This is a genomic window from Rhizobium sp. C1, from assembly GCF_021026335.1.
Classification (GTDB): Bacteria; Pseudomonadota; Alphaproteobacteria; order Rhizobiales; family Rhizobiaceae; genus Ensifer_A.
Genome location: NZ_JAJNCY010000005.1, coordinates 260,785 through 273,430, shown reverse-complemented (window position 1 = coordinate 273,430; position 12,646 = coordinate 260,785). Strand labels below are relative to the sequence as shown.

Here is a 12,646-nt window from a genome sequence, read left to right as displayed (position 1 = left end):
GGCCGCCCAAGACGGCCGATCGCTCAGGCCTTGAAATTCCGGATCTCGTTCAGGCCGGCTTCCAGCAACTCGGCCGCCGCCTCTTCCGTTTTAGCCTCGACATAACAGCGCATTTCGGGGGCATTGCCGGAGGGGCGGAAATGGATGATCCGGCCGTCCTTCAGCGTCACGCGCAAGCCATCGATATCGCTCGTCTCGGCCGCCTCGCCGATCGGCGTCAGGAAACGGTCGAGATTTTGCGCCGAGCCGCGCAGATAGGCCATCAGGGCCGCGCTGCGCTCGGTGGCGAAATTCTCCAGCCGGTCGGCCGCTGCCACCGGAAGCGCAAAATCCTTCGCAAGCTTCGACAGCGCAACCTTCTGGTCAGCCGCGCGGGAAAGGACCGCCAGGACCGGTAGGAAACAATCGCGCGTCGGCAAAGCGGTAAATGTTGTGCCGTTCACCACAAAATCGCTGCCCGTCAGGGTGCCGCCATTGGCCTCGAAGCCGACAACGGCCGCCGCGCCGCCGGCCCGCGCCTCGTCCATGCCGGCAATGACGAAAGGCGAACCGACGCGTGTCCGCTCCACGCGATAATCACCCGCCGTCTCGATGCCAGAATTGGATGTAACCGGCGTGACAACCGTATCCGCGCCGAGAAAGAGCGCGGCGATCAGGCCCAGCAGGTCGCCGCGCAGCGGTGTCCCGGTTTCATCCGTCACCAGGGGCCGGTCGCCGTCGCCATCAGCCGAAACGATGGCATCCAGGCCGTGCTCGCGCGCCCAGTTCTGCATGAGCCTGATGCTTTCCGGCGAAACGGCTTCCGTATCCACGGGAATGAAAGTTTCGGAGCGGCCAAGCGGCGTGACCTCCGCGCCGTAATGGGTGATCACGTCCACGAACATGTCGCGGGCGACTGTAGAATGCTGGTAGACGCCGATCTTCAAGCCCTTGAGCGCGCCTGCTTTCAAAAGCGCCTTGTTGCGGGCGAGAAACAGATCGGCGGCTTCCGCGCCGCGATCCTCACCGTCGCCGGGCAGGAATTTCAACGTCCCGCGGTCGGCGCGCACGAGCTCCGCCGCGGCGCCAATCGCCGCCTCATCCGTCTTTCCGATCTCGCCGTCCGGACGATAGAATTTGATACCGTTGCGGTCGGCCGGAATATGCGAACCGGTGATCATGAGCGAGGCTGCGTTGAGCTTCAGACCGAAATGGGCCAGCGCCGGGGTCGGGATGGTTCCGCAATCGACGGGCTCGAGACCGGCCTGCTTCAGCGCCCCCATGCAATTGGCGGCAACTTCCGGGCTTGAGTCGCGAAAATCGCGCGCCACCAGCACCTTGTCGCCCTGCTTTGCGAGGCCTGAGTTGAACAGATAAAGCGCAAAGGCCCTGGCGTAGACGAAGGACGGCTCGCCCTTCAGGTCCACCGAGAGGCCCCGGAGGCCACTTGTTCCGAATTTCAAGCTCATGTCCGAAGTCTCCTTCAAAAGTCTGCGCCGCTTTTTAACACGTGTTCACCAACGGTCAACGAAACCGCACGGTTCCGCGACAGGTTTTCGGATCGCGACTGTTCACACTTGCCACATGGCATCCAACCTCCTATTTTCCGGCAAAAAGGACGCTTCCTCAAAGGATGATGCATGGTCTCTTTGCAGCCGCTCGAAACGCTTGCGCGTGAATATGTCGCCTCGCCGGTCACCGACGAGGAAGGCGAAGCCATGTTCCGTGCCGCCGTCGCGCTCTTCAAGAGCTGGTCGCTGACTGACGAGCAGTCCTCGATCCTTGTCGACATGCCGGTGAGGACCTATCGCCGCTGGAAGGCGGGCGAAATGGGGCGCCTGTCGCGCGACGGCAAGGCGCGGCTCTCAAACCTCATGGGCATTCACAAGGCTCTGCGCATGATCTTCCGCGATCCAGAACGGACCTATGAGTGGATCTCGAAGAGCAATTCCGTCTTCGGCGGCAAATCCGCGCTCGACATCATGCTGAACGGCGAACTGACAGACATCATGCGCATTCGCCGCTTTCTCGATTCCGGGCGGGGCGGCTGGTGAAGCTTCCGTCCGTCACCCGCGTCGAATGGCCGGAAGCGCGCCGCTTCATTCGCGTGGCCACGTCCAGCGTCAACATTTTCGACGACATTGCGCGTCCGGACGACTGGGCGCTTTTGGCCTCCGCCGAGAGAAAGACAGACGCCCGGCTTTCGGAATCGGTCGGCAATATCGAACTGGTGGCGGAAGCGCATCGCGTCGAAGATGAGACCGGTGTGCTCATGGGTCCGTTTACCCATGTCAGCTACGACCTGCCGAGCCGGTTTTCGACCGGCCGCTATGGCGTGCTCTATGCCGCCAATTCGCTGGAAGCTGCTCTCATGCAGACCATTCATCACCATGAGCGCTTTCTCAGGGCAACGGGCGAGGGGGCCGGCTGGGTCTCGTCCTGCCAGGAAATCATCCTTTCCGTCAGCGCCGACCTGCATGATATCCGTGACCCCGAGTTTTCGGCCTGGCTGCACAGCGAGAACTATGCAAGCGCGCAAGGGGTCGCCGAACCCCTGCATGCGTCGGGCGCGCACGGGATCGTCTATCCCAGCACGCGCTGGCCGGGCGGCGAATGCGTGGCGCTCTTCTATCCCGATCTCGCCGCCAATCCCGTTCACGGCCGAATCTATGATCTGCACTGGAACGGGCAGGCGATCGACTATGTATGCGAGCAGGATCGCGACGTGGTTTTCAGGATCGAGCGCGGCTGAATCCGCGGCGGCTGTTGACAGCTGTCAACGCATCGCGCGCCGGAGCTTTCGACGGCGGCCGATCCGGGCCAAATCATGAGTCACAACAAAGGGAAAGCGCGCGCAATTAAAGCTTGACGCGACTCGCCTTTCATCTCACTTTTACGCCAAGTTGAATATAATCCGCGTTGAAGCGTAACTGACGACTGGCGATGTAAAAGGTAAGGCACCTTCGTATCGCTTTTATGAAGCGTCAGTGAGCCTCGCGCGCAACAAGGCAGATGACGCGTGACGAACCCCGCGACCGCAAGAACACGATCGCTTCCCCCCGCCGATGAGACCATCGCCGCGGACGCCGCTGCGCTTTCCGATCAGCTGAAGGCGATGCGCGAACGGCTGTTCCCGCCGGCAGCCCAGAAGGTGCTGCGCGGCTTCACCTCCGGCGAAGCCGCCAGGATAATCGGCGTTTCGGACGGCTATCTGAGACAATTGTCGCTGGCGGGCGAGGGACCTCAGCCCTCGACCGGCGTAGCGGGCCGGCGCCTCTATTCCCTTGCCGACATCCATGCGCTGCGCCAGCATCTGGCCGAACAGGCCCTGGCAAAGGGCAATGCGCAGAAGGCGCGCAGCTATCTGAAATGGCGCGACCCCGAACGGGGCGAGCATCTGCAGGTCATTTCGGTCACCAACTTCAAGGGCGGCTCGGGCAAGACGACGTCGGCTGTGCATCTGGCGCAATATCTCGCGATGACCGGTCACCGGGTGCTGGCGATCGACCTCGACCCACAGGCCTCGCTTTCGGCCCTTTTCGGATATCAGCCGGAGCTGGATCTGAACGGCAATGACACGCTTTTCGGCGCGATCCGCTATGACGCCGAGCGACGCCCCCTGAGAGAGGTTATCCGCAAGACCTATTTTGCCGGGCTGGATCTTGTGCCGGGTAATCTGGAGCTTCAGGAATTCGAGCATGTCACGCCGCAGGTCCTGGCCAATCGCAAAGCCGGCGAACATTCGCAGGCCTTGTTCTTTGCCCGTGTGCAGGAAGCGCTGCAGACGGTCGCGGACGAGTATGACGTGGTGGTCCTCGATTGCCCGCCGCAGCTCGGCTACCTGACGCTTTCCGCCCTTTGCGCCTCGACCTCGGTGATCGTGACCGTACATCCACAGATGCTCGATGTCGCCTCGATGAGCCAGTTCCTGTTTATGACATCTGACCTGCTTTCCGTCGTGCGCGAGGCGGGCGGTACGCTGAATTTCGACTTTCTGCGCTATCTCGTCACCCGATACGAGCCGAATGACGGGCCGCAGACGCAGATCGCCGGCTTCATGCGTTCGCTCTTCGGCGACCGCGTCCTGACCGCGCCGATGGTGAAGTCGACAGCCATTTCGGATGCCGGTCTTACCAAGCAGACGCTTTATGAGGTCGGACGCGAGAATTTCACCCGCTCGACCTATGACCGGGCGCTGGAAAGCCTGAATGCGGTGAATGCCGAAATCGAACAATTGATCCATGCGGCCTGGGGCCGTGCCTGACGAGTTGAGATGAAGTGAAGACACCGATGTCCAGCGGCAAGCGACGCGACGAATTGAAGGCCTTGTTCACCGGGAGACCGGGCGGGCCTGTTGCGCCTGAAGTCAAATCCGCCGAACCGACGCCACCGGAAGCAGGCCCTGCCGTCGCCTCGCCCCGTCCCGGCGAGCCGCAGCGCGCCGCTTCGGGTGCCGTGCGCGCCATGGGGCTTTCACTCGGCTCGCTCGCCCGCGAGGCGGAGGAAGCCCGCAATCTCCGTCAGGCCTTCGAAGAGGGCGAACGTATCGTCGAACTCGATTGTGCGCTCGTGTCTTCCTCCTTCGTCGAGGACCGCTTCGCCCGCGGCGAGACGGATGGCGAGTTCATGGGCCTGGTCGACAGCATTCGCGAGAGCGGGCAGCAGGTGCCGATCCTGGTGCGCCCGCACCCCGACAAGCTCGGCCATTTCCAGACGGCTTACGGCCATCGGCGACTGGCCGCCGTGCGCAGTCTCAACCGCAAGGTCAAGGCGATCGTTCGCCCGCTAACGGATGACGAACTGGTGCTGGCGCAGGGCAAGGAAAATGCCGAACGGCGCGACCTCACCTTTATCGAGCGCGCCTTCTTCGCTCAGGCGCTCGTCCAGCGTGGTTTCGTCCGCAAGGTTGTGGAAGATGCGCTCGGTGTGCAGAAGAGCGAGGTGTCGCGGCTGCTTCAGGTCGCCGACAGTATTCCGCTCCACATCGCCCGCGATATCGGACCGGCTCCCAAGGTGGGCCGCGAGCGCTGGATGGCGCTCGGCGCGATTTTCACCGCCCGCCCGGCGGCCGAGGAGATCGCCAGCGACGAAGCCGGCTCACAGCGTTTCCGTGCGGCCGAAACGAATCGGCGCTTTCAGATGCTGTTCGACCGTCTGTCCCGCAAGCAGAAGCCCAAGCCGGACCGTGGCGAGCCGCTGTCGGGCCGCGACGGCAAGGCTTTCGGCAAGGTCTATGCAGGCGGCGGGAAGCCGCGAATCGAATTTACCGCGCCGGTCCCCGACGCATTTCTCGCCACTGTCACGTCGCTGATCGAGGAGGCGTGGAACGTCCATCAGCAAGAGGCGAAGGCGGAAAAATAGGAATCACGGCTGGGGGAAGCGGCTTGATAAGCCCGCTCCCGGCCTTCTGAAACGAGCAACAGGAGCAAAGCGAGCAAGAAAAAAGGCCCCCGAAACGTCACCATCCCGGAAGCCCTCTTCTATCTAGCAGTTCAAGAGAATCACTTCCAACGGGCAAAGTCAAGAGTCTGCGCAAAGCTTTTTGCGCAGAGATGATGAAATATGCCTATTTTCAATAGGTTAGAAATAGACCTCACGTGCACTGAAAATGCGCGGCGGTGGAGTATGCCCGAAAGAAAGTGCCGTTAAGGGCGCCATCTTGCCTCTTGAAGGAAGAGGGCGACCATGAATGAGGGAATTGCAACGACGCCATTTGGCGGCGGCAGTATTGATGCGCGCCAAATTCTGCGGCGTAATCAGGTATTTAAGGAACAGACACGGCGCCGGGTAGAGGCCTCATCGACCACTGCCGCCAGCGCTGACAAGTGGCGGATCCTGCGCGATCTGACGGAAGCAAAAGCTGCATACGACCTGTCCGACCGGTCGATTGCCGTTCTCGAAGCTTTGCTGAGCTTTCATCCCGAACGTCAGCTCGACGGCTCGAAGCCGCTGATTGTCTTCCCGTCCAATCAGCAATTGTCGCTACGCACGCGCGGCATGTCACCAGCAACGATCCGCCGACATCTCGCAGCCCTTGTCGCCGCCGGCCTTATTTTCCGTCGCGACAGTCCAAACGGCAAACGTTACTGCCGACGCGATGCCAATGGCGCACCTCAGGACATGTTCGGCTTCGATCTCGCCCCACTGGCGCTAACGGCCGAAACCATCGCAGCAGAGGCCGAGACGGTCCGCGCCGAAGAACGGGGGCGGCAGGCGCTGCGCAGCGAGGTGACGCTGCATCTGCGCGACATCGCCAAGCTCCTGCAGGCAGCACTCAACGAGAAGCGGGCGGGTGATTGGGAAGGATTTGAAGCGCGACTTCAGGCGCTTTCGGGCCGTGTTGCCCGCCATGCCTGCCTGGCTGACCTGACGGAACGCAGAAACAGGCTTCTCCGGCTGCGCGCGGATGTCGAAAAGACCTATCTCGAGGCGCTTTCATCATGTGTTTCAAGCAACGAAATGAGCGCCTGTGTGCATCAATTTGAGCACCACATACAGAATCCTGAATCAGATCAGACTCATGAATCTGCTTTGGAGAGGAAGGAAGATGTTTATGCGGCTAAAGATACTGAAGACACAGGGCAGGCAAGAGCTGAGCACAGGACACAAACGGAGACGTCAGGCCAGGAGACCGTGTCTCTTCCCCGGATTCTGAACGCTTGCCCGCAGATTGCCGATTACAGCCGCAACGGCATCCGCAACTGGAGCGATTTCCTCGGTGCGGTCGCACTGGTACGGACTATGCTGAAGATCTCGCCAACAGCCTGGAATGCGGCTTCTGCGGTCATGGGAGAAGCCCAGGCGGCGATTGCGATTGCGGCCATGCTGGAACGGGCGGAGCATATCCGTTCGCCGGGAAGCTATCTCCGGGCGCTGGCGCGGAAAACCGGAACCGGCAGATTTGCGGGTCTGGCCATGATGCGGGCCCTGGAACGCCAGCGGGAGGGCCGAGATCACCCAGGCTCCGTCTGACGAGGCTTTCCATGGACCTCGTATCACCGGTCGTTTGACAGCACTTACGAAACTTGGCAGCTTGCAGCGCAGAACGGGCGGAGAATGATGGCAAGACGAAGCGAGAGCAATTCGCGGCTGGATGATGCGGCGCGGGCGGGCTGGCTCTATTACGTGGCGGGCCGCACGCAGGACGAAATCGCCGCCATCATGAGCATTTCGCGCCAGAGCGCACAGCGTCTCATTTCGCTGTCAGTCGCCGAAAAGCTGATCAAGGTTCGCCTCGACCATCCGATTGCCGCCTGCATGGAGCTTGCAGAGGCGCTGAAAGATCGCTTTGGTCTGAAACGCGTCGAGATCGTGCCCACAGACCCGGGTGCGGATGGCCTGCCGGTTGGCGTGGCGGAGGCTGGCGCGGCCGAACTGGAACGCTGGTTGAAGCAGGCTGACCCTCTGGTGATCGCCATGGGAACCGGGCGAACGCTGCGCGCCGTCATCGATCAGCTGCCGCCGATGGAATGCCCGCAGCACAAGATCGTGTCGCTCACCGGCAATATCAGCCCGGACGGGTCGGCGGCCTATTTCAACGTCATCTTCTCCATGGCGGACGCGGTGAAGGCGCCGCATTTTCCGATGCCGCTGCCGGTCATTGTCTCCTCACGGGAGGAGCGCGACCTCATGCATCGCCAGCCGCTGATGGAAACGGCCATCGGCCTCGCCGAGCGCTCTAACGTCACCTTCATCGGGATCGGCGAAATGGCGCTGAAGGCACCCCTGGTGCTGGATGGTTTTCTGACGCCCGACGAGATGGAGGGTATCCTGAAGGCGGGGGCTGCGGGCGAGATCTGTGGCTGGATCTTCGGGGCGGACGGCAAGCTGCTCGACCATCCCGTCAACCAGCGGGTTGCGAGCCTGCCGATTCCGAGCCGCGAGAATTCCACGGTGATCGGTCTGGCGCGCGGCGTCCGCAAGCATGCGGCGATCAAGGCGGCTGTGAAGGGCGGGCATATCAACGGGCTGATTACGGATGAAGAGGCGGCGCGGATGCTGCTGGCGGGGTGAGGGCTGCGACGACCTAGATCGTTTCAGCCTTTCATGGAAACGTTGAAACGATCTATCACTTTGTTTTCACGCAATTCCAAACGCGAAGCCGGTTTCCACTTTCGCTGGAATTGCTCTAGTTGTTCGCAGCTTTTTCTATTGCGCTTTTGAGCGCCTTCGGCGCGGTGAATTCCCGGCATCTGGCATCGTTCCGCCGAGCGCGATCAGCCGCTTTCCGGATTCGAGGCGAACGAGCGTTTCCAGTGCCAGCTGTACGAGAGCTGGTCGAGTCTGACACACCTGTCAGCGAACGCGCCATATCCAAAATATCGTCGTCGAGATCGATCGTCGTCCGCATCTTAACGTTCCTGTTTTTTCAGATGGCAGTGAATGACGGACTTACCCTAACCATGGGTCAATAAGCCTGACCTCCAAACCAGCAAAATCTTTTGTGTTGCGCGTGGCGAGTGTGAGATCGTGCGCAACAGCTGTTGCTGCCAACAAACCATCCATGACTGACAGCCCGCGTCCCGCGCGCTTGGCATTCGCCATCAGGTCGCCCCAGGCAAGCGCGACCCTCTGATCGATGTGAAGAAGTCTCCCGGTGAAGCGCTGAGGCAGGTCATGCGTCAGCCAATCGGACAATGCTTCTTGACGCCTGCCGGCACCCAAAAGCGCCACGCCCCGCCGGATTTCTGCAATTGAAACGACGCTTATGAAGGCTCGATCCTCATCGAGTTCATAAAGCCATTGCAAGACCCGCGCCTCCGGTTGCGCGCGGGTCGGCTCGGAAAGCAAATTCGTGTCGAGCAGAACCCTCATAGATCAAGATCGCGTGCTTCGTCCGAACCACGTTCCAGATCAAGATCAGCCCCTCGCAACGGCGAGGCCATCAGGAACTCTGCAAGCGTTCCCTTGCGGGCCGTCTTGCGTTGCCATTCCTCCGCCGAAACTACGACGACGCTGGGTTTTCCATTGCGCGTAATCGTCTGGGGCTCGGTTTGGGCACGCTCGATTACTTCCGAAAGCTTCGCCTTCGCGCTTGCGACGGTCCAGTTTTCTTGGCTCTTGGCATAGAAGTTCATTTTGTTATCCATGACCATAATGACTATTGTGACTATCTACGTCTTTCACGTTTGATTTTCAAGTCGGGTCGCTCGTATGGCTTTTTGCGAGACTGCTTGAACACGTCGAGAGAACCCAAAATTTCCCCGCCTTCACAATCCCTTAAGCCCCTCTTGTGCAGCGCAGCGACGATTTGCCGTTGACAAAATTCCCTTTAAATCGATTATTTGCCCATGAGCATAGCATTTGCTCATTTTGCTTCTGGGAGGAAACAATGAGATTTCAAGCATGGCTGCTGGGCGCTGTTTCTGCGCTCGCAATGGCCGGCATCGCCAATGCCGAAACGACGCTGACGATCGCCACCGTGAACAATGGCGACATGGTCCGCATGCAGAAGCTGACCGACGACTTCACCAAGGCCAATCCGGACATCAAGCTGAACTGGGTGACGCTGGAGGAAAACGTGCTGCGCCAGAAGGTGACGACGGACATCGCCACCAAGGGCGGCCAGTACGACATCCTGACCATCGGCACCTATGAAGTTCCGATCTGGGCCAAGAACGGCTGGCTCGTCGCGCTCGACAAGCTCGGCGCCGACTATGATGTCGACGACCTGCTGCCGGCGATCCGCAACGGCATCAGCGCCGATGGCAAGCTCTATGCCGCGCCGTTCTACGGCGAAAGCTCGATGGTCATGTACCGCAAGGACCTGATGGAAAAGGCCGGGCTGAAAATGCCTGATGCGCCGACTTGGGACTTCATTGCGGATGCTGCCCGCAAGATGACCGACCGCAAGGAAGGCATCAACGGTGTGTGCCTGCGCGGCAAGGCCGGCTGGGGCGAGAACATGGCCTTCCTGACCGCCATGTCCAACTCCTTCGGCGCCCGCTGGTTCGACGAAAAGTGGACCCCGCAATTTGATCAGCCGGAATGGAAGAAGACGCTCGATTTCTACGTCAAGCTCATGAAGGACGCAGGCCCGGATGGCGCTTCGTCCAACGGCTTCAACGAAAACCTCGCGCTCTTCCAGCAGGGCAAGTGCGGCATGTGGATCGACGCAACGGTTGCTGCCTCCTTCGTCTCCGATCCGAAGGCTTCGAAGGTTGCCGACAAAGTCGGCTATGCGCTCGCTCCTGACAACGGTCTCGGCAAGCGCGCCAACTGGCTCTGGGCCTGGAACCTGGCGATCCCCGCTGGCTCCAAGAAGATCGATGCGGCTGAGAAGTTCGTCTCCTGGGCAACCGGCAAGCATTACACCGAGCTGGTTGCTTCCAAGGAAGGCTGGGCCAACGTGCCTCCGGGCACCCGCAAGTCTCTCTATGCCAATGCCGACTATCAGAAGGCAGCGCCCTTCGCCAAGATGACGCTGGACTCGATCAACGCCGCCGATCCGACAAAGCCGACTGTGAAGCCGGTGCCTTATGTCGGCGTGCAGTTCGTCGCAATCCCTGAATTCCAGGGCATCGGCACGGCGGTCGGCCAGCAGTTCTCGGCAGCCCTTGCCGGCAAGGAAACGGTCGATGCAGCACTCAAGGCTGCCCAGACCGCGACCGAGCGCGAAATGAAAAAGGGCGGCTACATCAAGTAAGGCTTCCTCCTGACGCAACGGGGCCGCCGCCTTGCGGGGCGGCGGTCCGGGCAGACTTGATGTTGGCGAGGGAGAACCCCTCACCCCGCCTCCGCTTCGCTCGGCGGACCTCTCCCCACAAGGGGGAGAGGGGCCAGTGCCGCTGCGGCTCGTCCTCTTCTCCCCTTGGGGAGAAGATGCCGTCAGGCAGATGAGGGGGAGGCGACACCCGCGGCTCCCGAACTGCGAAGATAACTTTCAAAAATCTGGACGCCCGGACCGCCGCACAGGCGGAACCGGATGCCATAACCCTGGAGAGGAACTGAGCCATGGCAACGATACAGATGCGCACGACCGCGCGGGCAATGATGGCGCCGGCCGTCATCCTGCTTCTGGTCTGGATGGCCGTGCCGCTGGCCGCGACGCTCTATTATTCCTTCCAGAACTACACGCTTCTGAACCCTGTCATCTCCTTTGCCGGGCTCGACAACTATTATTACTTCATCACCGACCCGGCCTTCGCATCCGCCGTGCTGAACACGATCTATCTCGTCGGCGGCGTGCTGTTGATCACCGTGATCGGCGGGTTGTTCCTGGCGCTTCTGATCGACCAGCCGATCTTCGGGCAGGGGATCGTGCGCATTCTGGTGATCTCGCCCTTCTTCGTCATGCCGACCGTGGCGGCACTCGTGTGGAAGAACATGCTGATGAACCCGATCTACGGGATCTTCGCCTGGCTCTTCTCGCTGGTCGGCCTGCCGCCGGTCGACTTTCTCGCGCAGATCCCGCTGCTCTCGATCATCCTGATCGTCGCCTGGCAATGGCTGCCCTTCGCGACGCTGATCCTGCTGACCGCCCTGCAGTCTCTCGACGGCGAGCAGATGGAAGCGGCGGAAATGGATGGCGCCGGCGTCGTCAGCCGCTTCATCTATCTGGTCCTGCCGCATCTGTCGCGGGCGATCACGGTCGTGATCCTGATAGAAACAATCTTCCTACTGGGCGTCTTTGCCGAAATCCTCGTCACCACCAATGGCGGACCGGGCACGGCGAGCACGAACCTGCCCTTCCTCGTCTACACACAGGCGCTTCTGAACTTCGATGTCGGCAGCGCATCCGCCGGCGGGATCATCGCTGTGGTCGTCGCCAATATCGTCGCCTTCTTCCTGATGCGCATCATCGGCAAGAACCTGGAGGCTTGAACCATGGCACGATCGGTTTCCACTTCGCGGCGCATCACCTTCACCGTCGTTGCCTGGGTGATCGCGCTCATCCTCTTCTTCCCGATCCTCTGGACGATCATCACCAGCTTCAAGTCGGAAGGCGACGCGATTGCCTTTCCGCCGGTCTTCCTCAACTTCCACTGGACGCTCGACAGCTATCGCGAAGTGCAGGAGCGCTCGGATTATCTTCTCCATGTCTGGAACTCGGCCGCCGTCTCCTTCGGCTCGACGCTGATTGCGCTGCTGATTTCCATTCCTGCCGCCTGGGCCATGGCCTTCAATCCCGGCAAGCGGACGAAGGACATCCTGATGTGGATGCTCTCGACCAAGATGATGCCGGCGGTGGCCGTGCTTGTGCCCTTCTATCTCGCCTTCAAGAATCTCGGGCTGCTCGACACCAAGCTCGGCCTCATCATCATCCTGACCATGATGAACCTGCCGATCATCGTCTGGATGCTCTACAGCTACTTCAAGGAAATTCCCGGCGAAATTCTCGAAGCCGCCCGCATGGACGGGGCAACGCTCGGCAAGGAAATCGTCTATGTGCTGGCGCCCATGGCCGTTCCCGGCATCGCCTCGACCGTGCTTCTCAACATAATCCTCTCGTGGAACGAGGCCTTTTGGACGCTGAACCTCTCGGCCTCGCAGGCAGCCCCGCTTTCCACCTTCATCGCATCCTATTCCAGTCCCGAAGGGCTTTTCTGGGCAAAGCTTTCCGCGGCCTCCACGCTCGCCATCGCACCGATCCTGGTGATGGGCTGGTTCTCGCAGAAGCAGCTCGTGCGCGGCCTCACCTTCGGCGCAGTCAAATAAGGAGACCGTC

The 12,646-nt window shown here is 60.9% G+C and carries 12 protein-coding genes and 1 pseudogene; 9 read left to right on the top strand and 4 right to left on the bottom strand.

Going from position 1 to position 12,646, the window contains the following annotated elements:
- Positions 1–23: 23 nt before the first annotated feature.
- The gene (locus LQK83_RS13275; protein ID WP_230837877.1) at positions 24–1,448 is read right to left on the bottom strand and encodes a phosphomannomutase; all 1,425 of its coding nucleotides are present in this window, start codon (positions 1,446–1,448) and stop codon (positions 24–26) included.
- A gap of 171 nt (positions 1,449–1,619) precedes the next feature.
- Between LQK83_RS13275 and LQK83_RS13270 the strand changes: the two genes are divergently transcribed.
- The 6 genes from LQK83_RS13270 to LQK83_RS13245 all read left to right on the top strand — a co-directional run bounded on the left by LQK83_RS13270 (position 1,620) and on the right by LQK83_RS13245 (position 7,992).
- Positions 1,620–2,033, top strand: coding sequence for an MbcA/ParS/Xre antitoxin family protein (locus tag LQK83_RS13270; protein ID WP_230837876.1), 414 nt, complete (start codon positions 1,620–1,622; stop codon positions 2,031–2,033).
- Positions 2,030–2,731, top strand: coding sequence for an RES family NAD+ phosphorylase (locus LQK83_RS13265; RefSeq protein ID WP_230837875.1), 702 nt, complete (start codon positions 2,030–2,032; stop codon positions 2,729–2,731). The genes LQK83_RS13270 and LQK83_RS13265 overlap by 4 nt, the downstream gene beginning before the upstream one ends.
- Positions 2,732–2,998: 267 nt before the next feature.
- Positions 2,999–4,243, top strand: a complete 1,245-nt coding sequence (gene repA, locus LQK83_RS13260; RefSeq protein WP_230837874.1) for a plasmid partitioning protein RepA — start codon at positions 2,999–3,001, stop codon at positions 4,241–4,243.
- A gap of 26 nt (positions 4,244–4,269) precedes the next feature.
- The gene (repB, locus tag LQK83_RS13255) at positions 4,270–5,340 is read left to right on the top strand and encodes a plasmid partitioning protein RepB (protein WP_230837873.1); all 1,071 of its coding nucleotides are present in this window, start codon (positions 4,270–4,272) and stop codon (positions 5,338–5,340) included.
- Between the two features lie 324 nt (positions 5,341–5,664).
- The gene (gene repC, locus LQK83_RS13250; RefSeq protein WP_230837872.1) at positions 5,665–6,951 is read left to right on the top strand and encodes a plasmid replication protein RepC; all 1,287 of its coding nucleotides are present in this window, start codon (positions 5,665–5,667) and stop codon (positions 6,949–6,951) included.
- Positions 6,952–7,038: 87 nt separating this feature from the next.
- On the top strand, positions 7,039–7,992 hold the full coding sequence (locus LQK83_RS13245) for a sugar-binding transcriptional regulator (protein ID WP_230837938.1): 954 nt from the start codon (positions 7,039–7,041) through the stop codon (positions 7,990–7,992).
- Positions 7,993–8,127: 135 nt separating this feature from the next.
- Here the strand turns inward: LQK83_RS13245 and LQK83_RS13240 are convergent.
- From LQK83_RS13240 to LQK83_RS13230, 3 genes and pseudogenes are all read right to left on the bottom strand, one after another.
- Positions 8,128–8,329, bottom strand: a pseudogene (locus tag LQK83_RS13240) (type II toxin-antitoxin system VapB family antitoxin).
- A gap of 41 nt (positions 8,330–8,370) precedes the next feature.
- Positions 8,371–8,793 carry a type II toxin-antitoxin system VapC family toxin gene (locus LQK83_RS13235; protein ID WP_230837871.1) on the bottom strand — a complete coding sequence of 141 codons (423 nt, stop codon included), beginning with the start codon at positions 8,791–8,793 and terminating at the stop codon, positions 8,371–8,373.
- Positions 8,790–9,056 (bottom strand): type II toxin-antitoxin system Phd/YefM family antitoxin, encoded by a 267-nt coding sequence (locus LQK83_RS13230; RefSeq protein ID WP_230837870.1) that lies wholly within the window; start codon positions 9,054–9,056, stop codon positions 8,790–8,792. The genes LQK83_RS13235 and LQK83_RS13230 overlap by 4 nt, the downstream gene beginning before the upstream one ends.
- Positions 9,057–9,310: 254 nt before the next feature.
- On the opposite strand from LQK83_RS13230, the gene LQK83_RS13225 reads away from it, so the two are divergent.
- The 3 genes from LQK83_RS13225 to LQK83_RS13215 all read left to right on the top strand — a co-directional run bounded on the left by LQK83_RS13225 (position 9,311) and on the right by LQK83_RS13215 (position 12,636).
- Positions 9,311–10,624, top strand: coding sequence for an ABC transporter substrate-binding protein (locus LQK83_RS13225; RefSeq protein WP_230837869.1), 1,314 nt, complete (start codon positions 9,311–9,313; stop codon positions 10,622–10,624).
- A gap of 308 nt (positions 10,625–10,932) precedes the next feature.
- Positions 10,933–11,802 (top strand): carbohydrate ABC transporter permease, encoded by an 870-nt coding sequence (locus tag LQK83_RS13220; protein ID WP_230837868.1) that lies wholly within the window; start codon positions 10,933–10,935, stop codon positions 11,800–11,802.
- A gap of 3 nt (positions 11,803–11,805) precedes the next feature.
- Positions 11,806–12,636 carry a carbohydrate ABC transporter permease gene (locus LQK83_RS13215; protein ID WP_230837867.1) on the top strand — a complete coding sequence of 277 codons (831 nt, stop codon included), beginning with the start codon at positions 11,806–11,808 and terminating at the stop codon, positions 12,634–12,636.
- Positions 12,637–12,646 lie beyond the last annotated feature (10 nt).